Here is a 19,571-nt window from a genome sequence, read left to right as displayed (position 1 = left end):
GGTTCACGGAGGCGGGCCTCCGTGAGCCGTGTCCTACAGGGAGCCCCTCCGGGAGAGGTGGTTGAAGAAGAGCCAGCCCGGCAGGACCGGCAGCCACAGGGTCAGCAGCCGGTAGAGCAGCACGGCCGGGGCCGCGACCTCCTTGGGCAGTCCGACCGCGATGAGTCCGACCGTCAGGGTCGCCTCGACCGCGCCCACGCCGCCCGGCGTCGGAGCGGCGGAGCCGAGCGCGTTGCCCGCGAGGAACACGACCGCGACGCTGGCCAGGCTGAGCGTCGTCGAGTCGCTCCCGAAGGCGCGGATCGACGCGTCCAGGCACATCACGAAGCAGGCGGTCAGGAGCAGCATGCCGCCGATGCCGGTGAGCAGCTTCTGCGGCCGCTGGAGCACGTCCAGCATGCGCGGCACGACGCCCGCGAAAAGGGACCGCACGCGCGTGACGACGAACTTCCGCAGGAACGGGATCGACGTCACGACGAGCACGAGGACCGCGACGGTCAGCAGACCCGCGATGACCGTCCTCGACGGCGACAAGGAGGGTGTCTTCTCCGTGCCGGTCAGATATCCGAAGGTCAGCAGCATCAGGATGTGGGCGCCCAGACCGAACAGCTGGGAGGCGCCGACACTGGCCACCGCGAGCCCCGGGCGCACGCCCGAGCGCTGCAGGAAGCGTGTGTTGAGCGCCACACCGCCGACGGCGGCCGGTGCCACGATCTTCACGAACGAGCCGGCGACCTGCGCCGCGACGGTCCTCAGGAACGGCACCCGCTCCGGGACGAAGCCGAGCAGGGCCATCGCCGCGGCGAAGTAGCTCAGCGCCGAGAACAGGACGGCCGCGGCGACCCAGCCCCACTGGGCCTCACGGAACAGGGTGCCGAACTCGATGTGCGTGAGCTGCGACAGCAGGAAGTACGCGCCGATGGCGCCCGCGATGAAGCTCACGAGGGTGCGCGGCCTGACGCGCTCCAGGCGGGCCGGTTCGACCGGGGCCTGCGGGCGGATGCGGAGCACCTGATGGCGGATCTGGGTGAGCAGATCCTCCTCGCGCGCCTCGTCCAGGGCCTCGTCGATGGCCTTCTTCTCGGCCTGCCGTTCGGCCTTCTCCGCCTGCCGCTCGGCCTTCTCGGTCTGGCGCCCGGACTTCGCGGCGGTCCTGGCGGCGGCCTTCGCCGAAGGGGCGGCGGGCTGCTCGGCGGGGGTCTCCGTAGAGGGCGATTTCGTGTCGGCCCCCTCCGTAGACGTCGATGTACCGGCGGACGTCGATTCGGCGGCGCTGTCGGCGCCGTCCGGGAGGCGCTGCGTCACCTCGCGGCGCTCGGTGGTCTGTGCGGCGACGGTCCCCGGGTGGGACGTCTCCGCGAGGGCGGCCTCGTCCAGGCGGGCCTGCTTGGCCTGGCGGGACGCCTCGAGCACGGCCTCGCGCTCCCGTTCGGAACGCTCCCTGCCGAGTTTGCGCAGCGTCGAGCGCGTCGTACGGCTCAGGGCGATGGGCTGGAGCAGAGGCAGACAGTCGGCGATCGCGTCGGGGCCGAGCACGCCCACGGCGGACGCCACCGCCCGCTCCGCGCCCACCCGAAGGCCGAGCGTGGCCAGGAGCTGCGCGATGTCCATCCGCAGGATCAGGTCCCCGGACGCGATCTCGCCGCCGCGCAGATCCGTGAGAACCACCGTGCCGGAACGATCCACCAGAATCGCGTCGCCGGTGAGCCGCCGATGGGCGATACGCCGTGACTGGAGCGCCCGCACCTGGTGCCAGGTGTCGCGCAGCAGCTCGTCGGTGATCTCCTCGTCCGGCACCGAGTCCAGCGAACGGCCGCCCGTGTGCTCGTACACGAGCATGACCGCGTCGGGGCCGAGCTCGGACGTCGCGATCAGTTTCGGGGCGTTGGCACCCGCCGCGATCGCCGCGTAGGCGAGCAGCGCCTCCTGCTCGAGGGCCTGGCGCAGGGACTGCAGACTCCGGCCCGTGGTGATGCCCCGCAGCGTCAGACGACGCCACACGCGGTAGAAGAAGCCCTGCGCCTGCTGCTCCCGGTCGACGATCGTCACGTCGAGGGGAGGGCCGTCCTCCAGGGTGACGAAGTAGCGCCGCCCCCTGTCGCCGTTCTCCGTGGTGCCCTCGTGGGCCTCCTGGCGGGACGCGCGCACCGGGTGGAAGCCGACGTGCCGCAGGCCCGCCAGGAGGGTCTGGCCCGTGGGCCGTACGTTCGGCGAACCGACCGCGTAGAGCGTCCCGTAGGCGACCGTCCAGCCGATCAGGACCGTCAGGACGATCGAGAACGGCGTCGTGTACCCGGTCACCAGCATCGCGAACGCGTCGAGCAGCAGCACCACCCACAGGACCACTCGCCACCGTGGTCTGCGGGACATCCCGACCGCCGTCATATAGGCGATGACGGGAGCGAGGTAGCCGTGCACCGGGTCCGTCAGCGCGTGGATGTCGCCCGGCGACGGACGGGTGAGCGCGTCCTGGATCGACTGCGGTGCCCCCTGCGCGACCCACAGATCCGTCGCGAGCGTCACCCCGTGCGCCAGGACGGCCGCCAGCACACCGTCGGCGATGCGCAGCCCGTCGCGTTTGATCAGCCGTTCGATCGCGAAGGCGACCGGCACGAGAAGGATCGCGATGCTCGACGCGAGCCCCGCGAACTTGATCATGAGGTCGGGTGCGGCGCCCGTGCCCTTGCTGATGTCCTGCTGCAGCCCCGACGTCGTGCCGTGCGCGAACGCGGCGACGGACAGCAGCACGGCGACCGCGAGAACGCCGACCAGAAGACGCATGAGGTCGGAAGGGCGGTGCACGCGCGCGGGGAGGAGGGGTTCGTCGCCCTCCACCTGCTCGGCGTGCGGGTCCGCGGTGATCGACTCAGGGTCGACGAGCGGAAGCTCGGTCCGCTCGGGCTCCGCCCCGCCGTCCTTCGCCGACGCGTCCGGCGCGTCGGCGTCAGAGCCTGCGTCTGCCGCGTCTGCCGCGTCTGCCGCGTCTGCCGCGTCTGCCGCGTCCGCGCTGGCCGGGTGGCCGGGGCGCTCGGACGCGGGCGTGTGGTCGGCCTCACCGGTGTCCGGGCGCGCCGAAGCCCCAGAGGTGCCCTCCGCCTTATCGGGATGCACGCCCTGCTGCTCCGTCGTTTCTTCTTGATCTCGTATCACCAGTCACCGCCCGCACGATGGTGGCACGTCCCACCGACGCCGGGGGGCATCAGGGTGTGATGCGGGGGAGGAAAGTATCCCGCAACCACGGATTCGCGTGTCGTCAAAAGCATCTCCACGCCCCGTGACCGGACCGTCACGGTGTCGGAGGGGTGCGGCAGGATGGCCGGATGAGCGAGGAGAGCGATGCCGGTGCGGCGGGCGAGCTGCCGGAGTACGCGGAGCGGGTGCTCGAGGTCGCGGAACTGATCCCGCCCGGGCGCGTCATGACCTACGGAGACGTCGCCGAGTGGCTGGACGAGGGCGGCCCCCGCCAGGTCGGCCGCGTGATGGCCCTCTACGGAGGAGCCGTTCCGTGGTGGCGCGTGGTCCGCTCCGACGGCGTCCTGCTGCCCGGCCACGAACTGCGTGCCATGGAGCACTACCGAGCCGAGGGCACCCCCCTGCGGCAGGCCTCCCGCGCGTCCGACGGCCACCTCCCGCGCCTCGACATGAGGCGCGCGCGATGGGACGGCGAAGAAGGCGCGGAATCTCACACCTGACAGCCTCCGCCCCCGCACGCGCGGACGGGCGCCCCGTGCCCCGTACGGGGGAAACGGGGCGAGAGGGGCACTTCGCGGCCACGGCGTACGTTCGTGAATCGCGGCACACCTGTGCCGCACCGGACCTGGGAGAGCCGACGGAAGACCGGCTTCCGCCACACTCGACGGCGTAGCGTCGACGGCGCACACCTCCTTCACCCCGCAGCCACCGCGACGCCCCGACGACGCGGACGGCTGTCCGACCACCCGCACACCCACCAGGACCAGCGATCCACGTGAGCTCCCCTTCCTCCACCCGGAACCTGTCGCACCGCCAGGTACGACAGGGGATCCCCGGCGCGTACCGACTGGTGCGTACCGTGCCGGATCCGGTGGACCCCCCTCGTCTGGACGCACGGCAGCGCGCGGTGGTTGACCATGCACACGGTCCGATGCTCGTCCTGGCGGGACCGGGCACGGGCAAGACGACCACGCTCGTCGAAGCCGTCGCCGCACGCGTCGCCAAGGGCACCGCCCCCGAGCGCATCCTGGTCCTCACCTTCAGCCGCAAGGCCGCCGTCGAACTACGCGACCGCATGGCCCAGCGCATCGGCGCCGCCCTCGCGCCACAGGCCACCACCTTCCACTCGTTCTGCTACGCCCTCGTCCGCGCCCACCAGGACGCCGGCCTCTTCGCGGAGCCCCTGCGCCTCCTGTCCGGACCCGAACAGGACGTCGCCGTACGCGAGCTGCTCGCCGGCCAGATCGACCTGGAGCGGGCCGGCCTCGGCCATGTGCGCTGGCCCGACGAACTGCGCGCCTGCCTGACCACCCGCGGCTTCGCCGACGAGGTCCGCGCCGTCCTCGCCCGCAGCCGCGAACTGGGCCTCGGACCCGCCGCACTCGACGCCTTCGCCCGGCGCATCGGCCGCCCCGACTGGAAGGCCGCGGCGACCTTCCTCGCCGAATACCTCGACGTCCTCGACCTGCACGGCGTCCTCGACTACGCCGAACTCGTCCACCGCGCGGTCCTCCTCGCCCACCGCACCCCGGTCGCCGACGAACTCGCCACGCGCTACGACGCCGTGTTCGTCGACGAGTACCAGGACACCGATCCGGCCCAGGTCAGGCTGCTGCACGCCCTCGCCGGCGGCGGCCGCACCCTGCTCGCCTTCGGAGACCCCGACCAGTCGATCTACACGTTCCGCGGCGCCGACGTGAACGGCATCCTCGAGTTCCCGCACGACTTCCCGCGCGCCGACGGCCGGCCGGCCCCCGTAGAGGTCCTCACGACGTCCCGCCGCTCCGGAGCGCACCTCCTGGACGCCACCCGCCGCATCACCCGGCGCATGCCCCTCACCCGGCTCCCCGCCGACAAGGTCCGCGCCCACCGCGACCTCACCCCCGCGCGGGACGGCGGCCGGGCCGAGGTCTACACGTACCCGACCTCCGGCACCGAACTCGACAACATCGCGGACATCCTGCGCCGCGCCCACCTCGAGGACGGCATCCCCTGGAACGACATGGCCGTCCTCGTCCGCGCCGGCACGCGCTCCATCCCCGCGATCCGCCGCACCCTCACGGCCGCGGGCGTCCCGCTCGACATCGACGGCGACGACCTGCCCCTGCGCCACGAACCGGCCGTGACCCCACTGCTGACGGCGCTCAGGGCGGTGGCGCTCAGCGTTGCGCCGGAGGCGGGGGCGGAGGCCGGGGCGGAGGAGGTGGTGCTGGGGGCCGACGGGTCCGCCGAGGCCGTCGTCGGGCCTGACGCTGTTGGGCCCGAGGCCGTCGTACCTGAGGCCGCCGAGCCCGACGCTGCTGAGCCCGAGGCCGTCGCGCCCGACGCTGCTGAGCCCGACGCTGTTAAGCCTGAGGCCGCCGAGCCGGACGCTGCTGAGCCTGAGGCCGTCGCGCCCGACGCTGCTGAGCCCGACGCTGTTAAGCCTGAGGCCGCCGAGCCGGACGCTGCTGAGCCTGAGGCCGCCGAGCCCGACGCTGCCGTGCCCGACGCCGCCGACCAGGACCCCCCCGTCTGGCTCGACACCGAGACCGCGCTCACCCTCCTCGCCTCGCCCCTCGCCGGCATGGATGCCGCCGATCTGCGCCGCCTCGGGCGCGCCCTGCGCGAGGAGGAACGCGCCGCAGGCAACCACGTACCGCCGCCCTCCGACGAACTCCTCGCCCGCGCTCTCGCCCAGCCCGAGCGCCTCGCCGTCCACGACCCCGCCCACGCGCGCGGGGCCCAGCGCCTCGGTGCCCTGCTGCGCGCGGCACGCGAGGTCCTCATGGCCGGCGGCACCGCCGAAGAAGCCCTCTGGCAGCTGTGGAACGGCACCTCATGGCCCCAGCGCCTGGAACGCGCCGCCCGCAGGGGAGGCGCCGCGGGACGCAACGCCGACCGCGACCTCGACGCCGTGTGCGCACTCTTCGCGACGGCCTCCCGCGCGGAGGAGCGCACCGGAGGCCGTGGCGCCCTCAACTTCCTCGAAGAGATCGAGGCCCAGGACATCGCCGCCGACACCCTCGCCGGCCGCGCCGTACGCCCCGACGCCGTGCGCCTCATGACCGCCCACCGCTCCAAGGGCCTGGAATGGCGTCTAGTCGTCGTCGCCGGCGTACAGGAAGGCCTGTGGCCCGACCTGCGGCGCCGCGGCTCCCTCCTCGAAGCCGACCGCATCGGACGCGACGGCCTCGCCGAACCCCTCACCCCCGGAGCGCTCCTCTCCGAAGAACGCCGACTGTTCTACGTGGCCGCCACGCGCGCGCGTGAACGCCTCGTCGTCACCGCTGTGAAGGCGCCCGCCGACGACGGCGACCAGCCGTCCCGCTTCCTCACCGAACTCGGCGTGGACCCCCAGGACGTCACCGGACGCCCGCGGCGCCCCCTGTCCGTGGCCGCGCTCGTCGCCGAACTACGCGCCACCACTGTCGACCCCCGGGCCTCCACCCCACTGCGCGACGCCGCCGCCCGCCGCCTCGCCCGCCTCGCCGCCCTCACCGACGACGACGGACGCCCCCTCGTGCCGTCCGCGCACCCCTACCGCTGGTGGGGCATGGACGACCCGACCGAGAGCCGGCTCCCCCTGCGCGACCGCGACCAGCCCGTCGTGCTCTCCGGAAGCGCCCTCGACCAGCTCGCCAACACCTGCTCCCTGCAGTGGTTCCTGGGCCGCGAGGTGAAGGCCGACGCCCCCGCCACGGCCGCCCAGGGCTTCGGGAACGTCGTCCACGTACTCGCCGACGAGGTCGCCTCCGGACGCACCCCGGCCGACCTCGACGTCCTCATGGAACGCCTCGACTCGGTCTGGGACGCCCTCGCCTTCGACGCCCCCTGGAAGTCGGCGCAGGAGAAGGACAACGCGCGCGTGGCGCTCGAACGCTTCCTCCAGTGGCACGTGGACTCCGGCCGCGTCCGCACCCCCGTCGCCAGCGAGCACTCCTTCGACGTCACCCTCGAAGCGGGCTCCTACGAAGTACGCATCCGCGGCTCCATGGACCGCGTCGAACGCGACACCGAAGGCCGCGCCTACGTAGTCGACTTCAAGACCGGCAAGCACGCCCCCAGCGCCGCGGACGTGGCCCGCCACCCCCAGCTCGCCGTCTACCAGCTCGCCGTGCGGGAGGGCGCCGTCGACGAACCCTTCGGCGGCGCACGCCCCGAACCAGGCGGCGCCGAACTCGTCCAGCTGCGCCAGGGCGCCGCCAAGAAGGACGGCGGCGACGCCCTCCCCAAGGTGCAGTCGCAACAGCCCCTGGGGGACGTTGCGGACGGAGGCGAGGGGGACTGGGTCGGCGACCTCCTCGCGACCGCCGCCGGCAAGGTCCTCGACGAACGCTTCTCGCCCACCACCGGACAGCACTGCACCCACTGCGCGTTCCGCGCCTCGTGCAGCGCCCGCCCCGAGGGCAAGCACGTCGTGGAGTGACCTACGCCTCCACAGCCCTGGATCGGTCCGGGGCTGTCAGTGGGGGCCGTTAGCCTCGATGAGGTGACCACACGCCTCACCGATCCCGAGCAGCTCAAGGAGCTCCTCGGGATCCCGTTCACCCCGGAGCAGACGGCCTGCATCACCGCGCCGCCCGCCCCGCAGGTGATCGTGGCCGGAGCCGGTTCCGGCAAGACGACGGTGATGGCCGCCCGTGTCGTCTGGCTCGTCGGCACCGGCCAGGTCGCCCCCGAGCAGGTCCTCGGCCTGACCTTCACCAACAAGGCCGCCGGCGAGCTCGCCGAGCGCGTCCGCAAGGCCCTGATCAAGGCAGGCGTCACCGACCCCGACGCCATCGACCCGGACAACCCCCCGGGCGAGCCCGTGATCTCCACGTACCACGCCTTCGCGGGCCGCCTCCTGACCGACCACGGCCTGCGTATCGGCCTCGAACCCACCGCGCGGCTCCTCGCCGACGCCACCCGCTTCCAGCTCGCCGCCCGCATCCTGCGCGAAGCCCCCGGCCCCTACCCGGCGCTGACCCGCTCCTTCGCCGACCTCGTCAGCGACCTCCTCACCCTCGACGGCGAGCTCTCCGAACACCTCGTCGCCCCCGACGCGCTGCGCGCCTACGACACCCGCCTCCTGGCCACCCTCGAAGGCCGCAAACTCACCAACGCCGACCTGCGCAAGGTCCCCGAGACGGCCGCCGCCCGCCGCGACCTCACCGGACTCGTCGCCCGGTACCGCGAAGCCAAGCGCGCCCGCGACCTCCTCGACTTCGGCGACCAGATCGCCCTCTCCGCCACCCTCGCCCGCACCCGCGCCGACGTCGGCGCCATCCTGCGCGACGAGTTCCTCGTCGTCCTCCTCGACGAGTACCAGGACACGTCCGTCGCCCAGCGCATCCTCCTGGCCGGCCTCTTCGGAGCGGGCACGGGCCACGCCGTGACCGCCGTCGGCGACCCCTGCCAGGCGATCTACGGCTGGCGCGGCGCCTCCGTGGCCAACCTCGACGACTTCCCCGAACACTTCGCGCACGCCGACGGCCGCCCCGCCACCCGCTTCTCCCTCAGCGAGAACCGCCGCAGCGGCGGCCGCCTCCTCGACCTCGCCAACGACCTCGCCCAGCCCCTGCGCGCCCTCCACGCGGGCGTGGAGGCCCTGCGCCCGGCCCCCGGCGCCGAACGCGACGGCATCGTCCGCTGCGCCCTCGTGCGTACGCACGCCGAGGAGATCGACTGGCTCGGCGACTCCATCGCCCACCTCGTACGCACCGGGACCGCCCCCGGAGAGATCGCCGTCCTGTGCCGCACCGCGACCGACTTCGCCGCGATCCAGGGCGCCCTCGTCGCACGCGACATCCCCGTCGAGGTCGTCGGCCTCTCCGGCCTCCTCCACCTCCCCGAGGTCGCCGACCTCGTCGCCGTCTGCGAAGTCCTCCAGGACCCCGGGGCCAACGCCTCACTGGTCCGCCTCCTGACCGGCCCCCGCTGGCGCATCGGCGCCCGCGACCTCGCCCTCCTCGGCCGCCGCGCCCGCCGCCTCGTCGCCCACGCGCGCGGGGGCCCCGACGACGACCCCGACCGGCGCCTCGCCGAAGCCGTCGAGGGGGTCGACCCCTCCGAAGTGATATCGCTCGCCGACGCCCTCGACACGTTCCTGGAGACCCCCCTCGACGAGCCGGGCGACGACGGCCTGCCCTTCTCACCCGAGGCACGCGTACGGTTCGCGCGCCTCGCCACCGAGCTGCGCGACCTGCGCCGCTCGCTCGCCGACCCGCTGATGGACGTACTCCACCGCGTCCTCGCCGTCACCGGCCTCGAAGTCGAACTCGCCGCCTCGCCGCACGCCCTGGCCGCCCGCCGCCGCGAGACCCTGTCCAACTTCCTCGACATCGCCGCCTCGTTCGCCGCGAACGACAGCTCCGCCACGCTCCTCGCCTTCCTCGGCTTCCTGCGCACCGCCGCCCAGTACGAGAAGGGCCTCGACAACGCGCTGCCCGGCGGCGAGAACACCGTGAAGGTGCTCACCGCCCACAAGTCCAAGGGCCTGGAGTGGGACGTCGTCGCCGTTCCCGGGCTCGTCACCGGGACGTTCCCCAGCGCCCAGGGCCGCGAGAAGTGGACCGCCCAGAGCAAGGTCCTGCCGCACGAACTGCGCGGCGACGCGGCCACACTGCCCGACATCGAAGCGTGGGACTCCAAGGGCATGAAGGCCTTCCACGAAGAGATGAAGGACCACCAGCGGACCGAGGAACTCCGCCTCGGCTACGTCACCTTCACCCGCCCCCGCACCCTCCTCCTCGGCTCGGGCCACTGGTGGGGCCCCGCCCAGAAGAAGCCCCGCGGCCCCTCCGACTTCCTCCAGGCGCTGTACGACCACTGCGCCGCCGGACACGGAGAGATCGAGGTCTGGGCCGACGAACCGGACGAGGACGAGGAGAACCCGGCCCTCCAGGAGGCGGCCGCCGAGCACGCGTGGCCGCTCCCGCTCGACGACACGGCCATGGCCCGCCGGCGCGCGGCCGCGGCCACGGTCCTCGCCCACCTCGAAACGCCGGCGGAAGCCGATGCCCACGCGCGGGCGCACCCGGCGACGTACGACGACCCGGACTGGCCGACTCCGCCGGATGACGAAGCCCCGTTCTCCGAAGAGCCCGACTTCGAAGAGCCCGACTTCGAAGAGGCCGACTTCGTAGAGGCCGCCTACGAAGCCGCGGCCTACGAAGATCTCGTCTTTGAAGAGCCGGTCGACTGGGACGAGCTGACCCGGGAACGCCCCACCCTCCCGCACCAGACGACGCCCCAGGACACCGACACCTACGCCGCCGATGCCGATGCCGCCGCCCACGTCCCGCCTCAGAACGACCACCCCCCGCTGACCCCGGAGGACACCCGCACCATCGCCTCCTGGGACCGCGACCTCGACGCCCTCACCGGCGAGCTCCTGCGCTCCCGCCAGGCCGTCCGTGACGTCCACCTGCCCACCACCCTCACCGCCTCCCAGCTCGTGCGCCTGGCCGCCGACCCCGACGGCTTCGCCCAGGACCTGGCCCGCCCCATGCCCCGCCCGCCCCAGCCCGCCGCCCGCCGCGGCACCCGTTTCCACGCCTGGGTCGAATCCCGCTTCGAAGAGCTCCGCCTGCCCATGCTCGACCCCGAAGAGCTCCCCGGCAGCGAGGCCGACATCGCCGACGAACGCGACCTCGAAACCCTCAAGGAAGCCTTCGACCGCACGCCCTACGCCCACCGCACACCCCACCGCGTCGAAACCCCGTTCCAGATCACCCTCGCGGGCCGCGTCATCAGGGGCCGCATCGACGCCGTCTACAAAGAAGACGACGGCGACGACACCACGTACGAGATCGTCGACTGGAAGACCGCGCGCGGCCGCACCGCGGACCCCCTCCAGCTCGCCGTCTACCGGCTCGCCTGGGCCGAGCAGCACGGCCTCCCGCCCGAGTCCGTGCGCGCCACGTTCGTCTACGTACGCGACGGCGAGACCGTCACCCCCCGCGACCTCCCCGGGCGGGCCGAACTGGAACGTCTTCTCCTCGAAGACCCCGCCCCCGGCCTGGGCGAACGAACCGGACCGGAACCGCTGGACGAGCACGCCCAAGCAGGCGGATAAGGTCGGGAACATGAGCCACCCAGTCAGGAACGCCGACAACGCCGTCAGCGCCGACGACGCCGTCAGTGCCGTCCGTGCGTACATCGAGACCCACCACGACGCGTTCCTCCAGGACCTCGCCGAGTGGCTCCGTATCCCGTCCGTGTCGGCCCAGCCCGACCACGCACCCGACGTACGCCGCAGCGCCGACTGGCTCGCCGCGAAACTCCGGGAGACCGGCTTCCCGACGACCGAGATCTGGGAGACGCCCGGCGCCCCCGCCGTCTTCGCCGACTGGCCCTCGGACGACCCGCACGCCCCCACGGTCCTCGTCTACGGGCACCACGACGTCCAGCCCGCGGCCCGCGAGGACGGCTGGAACACCGACCCCTTCGAACCCGTCGTCATCGGAAACCGCCTCCACGCGCGCGGAGCCGCCGACGACAAGGGACAGGTGTTCTTCCACACACTCGGCGTGCGCGCCCACCTCGCCGCGACCGGCCGCACCACCCCCGCCGTCCACCTCAAGCTCCTCATCGAGGGCGAGGAGGAATCCGGGTCCCCGCACTTCCGCGCCCTCGTCGAGCAGCACAGGGACCGCCTCACCGCCGACGCCGTGATCGTCTCCGACACCGGCATGTGGTCCGAGGACACCCCCACCGTCTGCACCGGGATGCGTGGCCTCGCCGACTGCGAGATCGAACTCCACGGACCCGACCAGGACATCCACTCCGGATCGTTCGGCGGCGCCGTACCCAACCCGGCCACCGCCGCCGCCCGTCTCGTCGCCGCCCTCCACGACGACCACGCGCGCGTTGCCGTCCCCGGCTTCTACGACGGCATCACCCCCCTCACCGACCGCGAACGGGAACTCTTCGCCGAGCTCCCCTTCGACGAAGCGGAATGGCTGCGCACCGCCAAGTCGCACGCCACCCACGGCGAAGCCGGCCACACCACCCTCGAACGGATCTGGGCCCGCCCCACCGCCGAGGTCAACGGCATCGGCGGCGGCTACCAGGGCCCCGGCGGCAAGACCATCGTCCCGTCCTCCGCGTCGCTGAAGCTGTCCTTCCGGCTCGTCGCGGGACAGGACCCCGACCACGTCGAGAAGGCCGTCACCGACTGGGTCGCCCGGCAGCTCCCCGACGGAATCCGCCACACCATCACCTTCGGCGCCGCCACCCGCCCCTGCCTCACTCCGCTCGACCACCCCGCCCTCCAGTCGGTCGTCCGCGCCATGGGCCTCGCCTTCGAGCAGAAGATCCGCTTCACGCGCGAGGGAGGCTCCGGCCCCGCCGCCGACCTCCAGGACGTCCTCGACGCACCCGTCCTCTTCCTCGGCATCTCCGTCCCCTCCGACGGCTGGCACGCACCCAACGAGAAAGTCGAACTCGACCTCCTCAAAAAGGGCGTCGAAACCGCCGCCCACCTGTGGGGCGACCTCGCGGAGAACTGGCGCGATGCACCCTGAATGAGCCACCCCGCCCGCCGCGGCCCGCACCCGCCCAGCCGCACCGTCCCGCCGAAACACCCATTCCACCGGGGGAGTTGGAAGCACCCGTGACCACCTGGACCGACCACGCAGCCGACCGTCCGCTCGCGCTCTCCGCGCCGAGCGGCATCGACCGCGCCGCACACCACCGCCTCGACGAGGCCTGGCTAGCCGCAGCCTGGAGCCACCCCACCACCCGCGTCTTCGTGGTCTCCGGCGGACAGGCGCTCATCGACGAGACACCGGACGGCGCCACCGAGCTCGTCATGACCCCGGCCTTCGAAGCGCCCCTCACGGAATCCCACCGCTACTTCCTGGGCACCGACGACGACGGCGTCAGCTACTTCGCGCTCCAGAAGGACACCCTCCCCGGCCGCATGGACCAGTCGGCACGCCCCGCCGGCCTGCGCGAAGCCGGACTCCTCCTGTCCCCCAGGGACGCCGGCCTCATGGTGCACGCCGTCGCCCTGGAGAACTGGCAGCGACTGCACCGCTTCTGCTCCCGCTGCGGCGAACGCACCGTCATCGCCGCCGCGGGCCACATCCGCCGCTGCCAGGCATGCGGAGCCGAGCACTACCCCCGCACCGACCCCGCGGTGATCATGCTCGTCACGGACGATGAGGACCGCGCGCTCCTCGGCCGCCAGGTCCACTGGCCCGAAGGCCGCTTCTCCACCCTCGCCGGCTTCGTCGAACCCGGCGAGTCCATCGAGCAGTCCGTACGCCGCGAGGTCTTCGAGGAGGCCGGAGTCGTCGTCGGCCAGGACGTCGAGTACGTCGCCAGCCAGCCCTGGCCCTTCCCCTCCAGCCTCATGCTCGGCTTCATGGCCCGCGCCACCTCGTCCGAGATCAACGTCGACGGCGAGGAGATCCACGAAGCCCGCTGGTTCTCCCGCGAAGACCTGCGGGCCGCGTTCGAGTCCGGGGAGGTCCTGCCTCCCTACGGAATCTCGATCGCGGCCCGCCTCATCGAGCTCTGGTACGGCAAGCCCCTGCCCAAGCCGGGCGACGCCATATAAACCTCGGGCCCGAGACAGAATCCCGGGCCCGAGAAAGAACCCCGGCCCCGAGCCCTCAGACCCTGACCGGGGCACACGCCCCGGTCAGGCGGCGAGCTTCTGCTTGACCTGCGCCAGCGAGGGGTTCGTCAGCGTCGAACCATCGGGGAACAGAACGGTCGGAACCGTCTGGTTCCCGCCGTTCGCCTTCTCGACGAACGCCGCCGAATCCGGGTCCTGCTCGATGTTGACCTCGGTGTACTCGATGCCCTCGCGGTCCATCTGGCCCTTCAGCCGACGGCAGTATCCGCACCACGTCGTGCTGTACATCGTCACAGTCCCCAGCATGTTCCTCGGGCTCCTTTACGGCTCGGGTTACGTGTTCGCAATGGGTCGAACGTACGTGACCCGGCCACCATTCCCCGCCCCGCGCCGAGCACCCCCGGACGTGACAAGCGCCGCACCGACCGAACCCCCGGACGTGACACGCGCCGCATTAATACGACTGCGCCCGCCCCCTGTGGACAACCCGACGCACCCGCCCCCACCGACCTGGCAGCATGGCGGGGTGACAGCAGCAACGCACTCCACCCTCTTCCCGCAGGTTCCGGACACGGCCGACGCGGTGCTCGACGGGCTCGACCCCGAGCAGCGCGCCGTGGCCACCGCCCTGCACGGACCGGTGTGCGTCCTCGCCGGCGCGGGCACAGGCAAGACCCGCGCCATCACCCACCGCATCGCCTACGGCGTCCGCGCCGGCATCCTCCAGCCCGCCAGCGTCCTCGCCGTCACCTTCACCAACCGCGCCGCAGGAGAGATGCGCGGCCGCCTCCGCCACCTCGGCGCCGGCGGAGTCCAGGCCCGCACCTTCCACTCCGCGGCCCTGCGCCAGCTCCAGTTCTTCTGGCCGAAAGCGGTCGGCGGCGACCTCCCCCGACTCGTCGACCGCAAGATCCAGCTCGTCGCCGACGCGGCCGCCGCCTGCCGCATCCGCCTCGACCGCGGCGAACTCCGCGACGTCACGGCCGAGATCGAGTGGTGCAAAGTCACCCAGACCGTCCCCACCGACTACGCCGCCGCAGCCGCCAAAACCGGCCGCGACACCCCCCGCGACCCCGCCGAGACCGCCCAGATCTACGCCACCTACGAAACCCTCAAGCGCGACCGAGCCGTCATCGACTTCGAAGACGTCCTCCTGCTCACCGTCGGCATCCTCCAGGACCGCCAGGACATCGCCGAACAGGTCCGCGCCCAATACCAGCACTTCGTCGTCGACGAGTACCAGGACGTCAGCCCCCTCCAGCAGCGCCTCCTCGAACTCTGGCTCGGCGACCGCGACAACCTCTGCGTCGTCGGCGACGTCAGCCAGACCATCTACTCCTTCACCGGCGCCACCCCCGACCACCTCCTCAACTTCCGCACCCGCCACCCCGGCGCCACCGTCGTCAAACTCGTCCGCGACTACCGGTCCACCCCCCAGGTGGTCCACCTCGCCAACACCCTCCTCTCCCACGCCCGAGGCCGCGCCGCCGAACACCGCCTCGAACTCATCTCCCAACGGGACCGAGGACCAGAACCCGCCTACACCGACTACGCCGACGAACCCACCGAAGCCGAAGGCACCGCCCGCCGCATCCGCGCCCTCATCGACGACGGCGTCTCCGCCGGAGAAATCGCCATCCTGTTCCGCACCAACGGACAGTCCGAGATCTACGAGCAGGCCCTCGCCGACGCCGGCATCCCCTACCAGCTCCGCGGCGCGGAACGCTTCTTCGAGCGCGCCGAAGTACGCAAAGCCGGCCACGCCCTGCGCAGCGCCGCCCGCTTCGGCAACAACGACTCCCTCCTCGACGACGTCGTGGACCTGCCCTCCCAGGTACGCGCCGTCCTCTCCGGCGAAGGCTGGACCAGCCAGCCCCCCGCCGGCTCCGGAGCCGTCCGCGAACGCTGGGAATCCCTCGCAGCCCTCGTCCGCCTCGCCGAGGACTTCGCCCGCGCCAAACCCGCCGCCACCCTCACCGACCTCGTCACCGAACTCGACGAACGCGCCGCCGCCCAGCACGCACCCACCGTCGAAGGCGTCACCCTCGCCTCCCTGCACGCCGCCAAGGGCCTCGAATGGGACGCCGTCTTCCTCGTCGGCCTCGCCGAGGGCATGATGCCGATCACCTACGCCAAGACCGACGAACAGATCGAGGAAGAACGCCGCCTCCTCTACGTCGGCGTCACCCGGGCCCGCCACCACCTCAGCCTGTCCTGGGCCCTGTCCCGCTCACCCGGCGGCCGCCCCAACCGCCGCCCCAGCCGCTTCCTCGACGGCATTCGGCCAGGCACCACCGGAGCCACCGCGCGCAACGCGAGCACCGGACAGGGCGGCATCGAACACGGCACCCCGTCGGCCCCCCGCAGCACCACCGGCCCCGTCCGGCGCCGCGCAGACAGAACCGTCGCCCGCTGCCGCGTCTGCGGACGCACCCTCACCGACGCCGGCGAGATGAAGCTCATGCGCTGCGAGGACTGCCCCTCCGACATGGACGAAGGCCTCTACGAGCGACTCCGCGACTGGCGCGCCGACCAGGCGCAACAGCTCGGACAGCCCGCCTTCTGCGTCTTCACCGACAAGACCCTCGTCGCCATCGCCGAAGCCGTGCCCGAAGACGCTGCCGGGCTCGCCCGGATCCCCGGCGTCGGCATGCGCAAGCTCAACCGGTTCGGCACCGACGTGCTGGGCATCTGCGCAGGTGAGACCCCAGATGCCGGGCTTGGAGGAGTCGACGAGGACGACTGATGCAAACTCGTCGAAAAAATAGTTTGCGCATGCCCCAGCAATCCCCATAGGTTCTTAAGCACGGAAACAGCGCCTCTACTCCGAGGCCCTGGTTCCGTGCTGTACTAAAGCCGTCGGACCGGTCACACCGGTCCCAGAGACGCCGAGAGGAGGCGAATTCCAGTGATCAGCATCAACGCCAGCTTCATCAGCACCGCCAAAATGACCGATCGCTCGGTCGTCGCTTCCTGCCTGCTCGGTTTCTCGAACCTGGGCACCGGTCTGTCCGGCATTCCCGCCGCCCGTCCGGAGTCCTTCCTGTCTCTCGCGAACCTTCCCGTCCGCGAGGGCAATGAGCGACCGACCAAGGCACCGGAAGCAGTAGCAGCGGCACAGGCCCAGGCCTATGCCCTTGCGGCGGCCGGTGCCGGATCCCGGAAGCAGACGACGCACCACCACACGATGTGGGCCTTCCGTGGGCTCGAACCCTGGAGTGATCCAGTCTGATCCTCGATCAGGCCGGCGCCTTCAGGGCCGCGGAACCCCACCCGGGATCCGCGGCCCTTCTGTTTTGCCCGCACGGGACGACAGAGCGAAGGGGCCTCGGGACAAGAAAAGACCCGGTACCACCGCCACCCGGCCCACAGGCCGGAACGAACAGACGAGGAAGACAACACCGTGCAACTCGAAGCGCACGCCCCGTCAGTACCGCCTTCAGACACTCTCCCCCCGCCCGGCCTCACGGAGGACTCCACCTTGAACCCCCTGACCGCGCTCACCGCGCTCGACAACGCCATCGAGAACCTCGGCGTACCCGTCCCCTGCCGTGCCTACGACCCCGAGGTCTTCTTCGCGGAGTCGCCGGCGGACGTCGAGTACGCCAAGTCCCTCTGCCGCACCTGCCCGCTCGTCGAGGCCTGCCTCGCCGGCGCCAAGGAGCGGCGTGAGCCCTGGGGCGTCTGGGGTGGCGAACTGTTCGTCCAGGGCGTCGTCGTAGCCCGGAAGCGGCCCCGTGGCCGCCCGCGCAAGAACCCGGTCGCGGCATGAACGCACGAGGAACGATCGACCGCCCCCTGACGCACGACCCCCAGAAGCAGGCCCCGATGACGCCGTCCACCAGCGAGCCCACCGGCTCTGCGACCCCAGACTTCACCACCACCGGTGCGAACGACTCGCGCCAGAACAGGACCCGAGAGATGCAACTCATCCCAGAAGCGCTGGCCCGTGCGCATATGCACGAGCAGCTGCGCTCCGCCGAGGCCGAACGCCGGGCCGTGCGCCTGATGACGGCCCGTCGGATGCAACGCCGCGCCGAACGCGCCTCGTTGCGCGCCCGCCGCGCGCTCGCCATGGCGGTCATGCAGTGACCACTTCGCGGGGGCCGGTCCACCACGGACCGGCCCCCGCGGTGCGTCGCCCCACACCTCCGGAAGACGGCGATATCGTCGCCACGTGACGTCTTTTCCCGACGGGCACTCCACGCAGCGACCCGAACCCGAGCCCGAACCCGGCACCACCGTGTGCGCCCTCTGCGGCGCCACCGCCCAGGGCCCACCGCCCACCTGGACGTACTCGGTGGAGAACGGCACCGGCCGCCACTACTGCGACCGCTGCGCCAGGGAGAACCTGAGAGCGATCGAGGGGCGGCTGGATTCGGAGTGGTGGTGAGCCGGTGGGGGCCCCTCCCCTCCCCCCTCCCCTCCCCCCTCCCCTTCCGTGCCCTAGCCGGCCGTCTCTTCGCCGAGCGTCGCGTCGTCTTCGCCCGTCGCGAATCCCGGCACCCAGCTCTCCAGCTCGTCCCGTAGCCGTACCGTCGCGCCGAGTTGGCACAGGACTCCGATGGTGCTGAGCGTCACGCGATGTATCAGGAGGTACGCGGGCGGCAGGTTGAGTTGCTTGCCGAGCTGGTGGGCGGGGGAGCGCAGGTCGGCTATGCGGGCGGCCTGGCTGCGCATCCAGCCGCGGGTGAAGGTGAACTCGTCGACCAGGGCCGGCTCAATGATCGGCAGCAGGTACTCGAGGACCGCGTCGGGTTCGAGTTCGATCGTCTCCTTGACGAAGCCCTCGGTACACAGCAGTTCGTAGACCGCTTCCGCGTCGCCCGCCAGGGTCATGCGCAGTGAGGTGCCGATCGGTTCGGGCAGGCCGCCGGGGAGCCGGTCCACCGTGCCGAAGTCGAGGACGCCCAGTCGCCAGCCCTTCTCTCCGTCGGGCAGCAGCCGGAAGTTTCCCGGGTGGGGGTCGGCGTGCAGGAGGCCGGTGCGGGCGGGGCCGGAGAACAGGAAGCGCGCGAGGAGTTGGCCTGCCCGGTCGCGTTGTTCGTCGGTGCCGTCGACGATCACCTCGGAGAGGGGTGTTCCGTCTATCCACTCGGTGACGAGGATCTGGTCGCACTGGTGCACCACGTCGGGTACGTGCACGTCGGGGTCGTCGGCGAACTCTTCGGCGTGGGCCCGCTGGGCCTGCGCCTCGAGTTCGTAGTCGAGTTCCTCGGACACCCGGTCGCGCAGCTCCGTGATGAGTGGCTTGATGTCCATGCCGGGGATCAGGGGGCCGAGGAGGCGGGCGAAGCGGCCGAGTTGGTTCAGGTCGGAGAGCAGGGCCTCACCGGCTCCCGGGTACTGCACCTTGACGGCGACTTCGCGGCCGTCGTGCCAGACGGCCCGGTGGACCTGGCCTATCGATGCGGCTGCCGAGGGCTTGTCCTCGAACTCCCGGAAGTTGTCGAGCCAGTCGGCACCGAGGCGTTCCGTCAGGACGGCGTGGACGGTCCTGGTGGGCATCGGCGGCGCGGCTTCCTGAAGCTTGGTCAGCGCGGCACGGTACGGGCCGGCGACCTCTTCGGGAAGGGCGGATTCGAAGACGGACATGGCCTGCCCGAACTTCATGGCGCCGCCCTTGAGCTCGCCGAGCACCTTGAACAGTTGATCCGCGGTGCGTTGTTGCAGTTCTCGCCCCACGATCTCGGCGGACTTGCCGCCGATCCGCTTCCCGAGACCCCAGGTCGCGCGCCCGGCGAAGCCGAGTGGCAGCGCGGCCAGTTTGGCGGTACGGGTTACCGCCTTCCGGGGAAGATCAGACATGCGCCCCTCCAAGTCCCAG

13 protein-coding genes are annotated in these 19,571 nt (G+C 71.9%); 10 read left to right on the top strand and 3 right to left on the bottom strand.

Annotated features, from left to right (window positions below; all coding sequences use genetic code 11):
- Nucleotides 1–33: 33 nt before the first annotated feature.
- The gene (locus EOT10_RS34670) at nucleotides 34–3,111 is read right to left on the bottom strand and encodes a lysylphosphatidylglycerol synthase domain-containing protein (protein WP_431313355.1); all 3,078 of its coding nucleotides are present in this window, start codon (nucleotides 3,109–3,111) and stop codon (nucleotides 34–36) included.
- Between the two features lie 209 nt (nucleotides 3,112–3,320).
- On the opposite strand from EOT10_RS34670, the gene EOT10_RS34665 reads away from it, so the two are divergent.
- The 5 genes from EOT10_RS34665 to nudC all read left to right on the top strand — a co-directional run bounded on the left by EOT10_RS34665 (nucleotide 3,321) and on the right by nudC (nucleotide 13,723).
- Complete coding sequence (locus EOT10_RS34665) at nucleotides 3,321–3,692, top strand: MGMT family protein (protein ID WP_127832353.1); 372 nt, start codon at nucleotides 3,321–3,323, stop codon at nucleotides 3,690–3,692.
- A 275-nt stretch (nucleotides 3,693–3,967) separates the two neighbouring features.
- Complete coding sequence (locus EOT10_RS34660) at nucleotides 3,968–7,600, top strand: ATP-dependent helicase (protein WP_127832352.1); 3,633 nt, start codon at nucleotides 3,968–3,970, stop codon at nucleotides 7,598–7,600.
- Nucleotides 7,601–7,663: 63 nt separating this feature from the next.
- Entirely contained in the window at nucleotides 7,664–11,233 is a 3,570-nt protein-coding gene (locus EOT10_RS34655; RefSeq protein WP_127832351.1) for an ATP-dependent helicase, read from the top strand.
- A gap of 10 nt (nucleotides 11,234–11,243) precedes the next feature.
- On the top strand, nucleotides 11,244–12,683 hold the full coding sequence (locus tag EOT10_RS34650) for a dipeptidase (RefSeq protein WP_127832350.1): 1,440 nt from the start codon (nucleotides 11,244–11,246) through the stop codon (nucleotides 12,681–12,683).
- An 89-nt stretch (nucleotides 12,684–12,772) separates the two neighbouring features.
- Nucleotides 12,773–13,723, top strand: coding sequence for an NAD(+) diphosphatase (gene nudC, locus EOT10_RS34645; RefSeq protein WP_189492452.1), 951 nt, complete (start codon nucleotides 12,773–12,775; stop codon nucleotides 13,721–13,723).
- Between the two features lie 84 nt (nucleotides 13,724–13,807).
- Here nudC and EOT10_RS34640 read toward each other — a convergent pair whose 3' ends face one another.
- Nucleotides 13,808–14,050, bottom strand: coding sequence for a mycoredoxin (locus EOT10_RS34640; protein ID WP_127832349.1), 243 nt, complete (start codon nucleotides 14,048–14,050; stop codon nucleotides 13,808–13,810).
- 172 nt (nucleotides 14,051–14,222) lie between these two features.
- Between EOT10_RS34640 and EOT10_RS34635 the strand changes: the two genes are divergently transcribed.
- The 5 genes from EOT10_RS34635 (at nucleotide 14,223) to EOT10_RS34615 (ending at nucleotide 18,137) form a co-directional block, all read left to right on the top strand.
- Nucleotides 14,223–16,490 (top strand): ATP-dependent DNA helicase UvrD2, encoded by a 2,268-nt coding sequence (locus EOT10_RS34635; protein ID WP_431313354.1) that lies wholly within the window; start codon nucleotides 14,223–14,225, stop codon nucleotides 16,488–16,490.
- A 162-nt stretch (nucleotides 16,491–16,652) separates the two neighbouring features.
- On the top strand, nucleotides 16,653–16,976 hold the full coding sequence (locus EOT10_RS34630) for a hypothetical protein (RefSeq protein WP_127832348.1): 324 nt from the start codon (nucleotides 16,653–16,655) through the stop codon (nucleotides 16,974–16,976).
- A gap of 171 nt (nucleotides 16,977–17,147) precedes the next feature.
- Nucleotides 17,148–17,516, top strand: coding sequence for a WhiB family transcriptional regulator (locus EOT10_RS34625; protein WP_127832347.1), 369 nt, complete (start codon nucleotides 17,148–17,150; stop codon nucleotides 17,514–17,516).
- Nucleotides 17,513–17,836, top strand: a complete 324-nt coding sequence (locus EOT10_RS34620; RefSeq protein WP_127832346.1) for a hypothetical protein — start codon at nucleotides 17,513–17,515, stop codon at nucleotides 17,834–17,836. Before EOT10_RS34625 ends, EOT10_RS34620 begins: the two co-directional genes overlap by 4 nt.
- Nucleotides 17,837–17,921: 85 nt before the next feature.
- Nucleotides 17,922–18,137, top strand: coding sequence for a hypothetical protein (locus EOT10_RS34615; RefSeq protein ID WP_127832345.1), 216 nt, complete (start codon nucleotides 17,922–17,924; stop codon nucleotides 18,135–18,137).
- Nucleotides 18,138–18,190: 53 nt separating this feature from the next.
- On the opposite strand, the gene EOT10_RS34610 is transcribed toward EOT10_RS34615, so the two are convergent.
- Nucleotides 18,191–19,552, bottom strand: a complete 1,362-nt coding sequence (locus tag EOT10_RS34610; RefSeq protein WP_127832344.1) for an ABC1 kinase family protein — start codon at nucleotides 19,550–19,552, stop codon at nucleotides 18,191–18,193.
- Between the last annotated feature and the right edge of the window lie 19 nt (nucleotides 19,553–19,571).

Origin of the sequence: Streptomyces antnestii (genome assembly GCF_004005495.1) — a bacterium.
GTDB classification, from domain to species: domain Bacteria; phylum Actinomycetota; class Actinomycetes; order Streptomycetales; family Streptomycetaceae; genus Streptomyces; species Streptomyces antnestii.
This window is presented reverse-complemented; position numbering and strand designations above follow the sequence as displayed.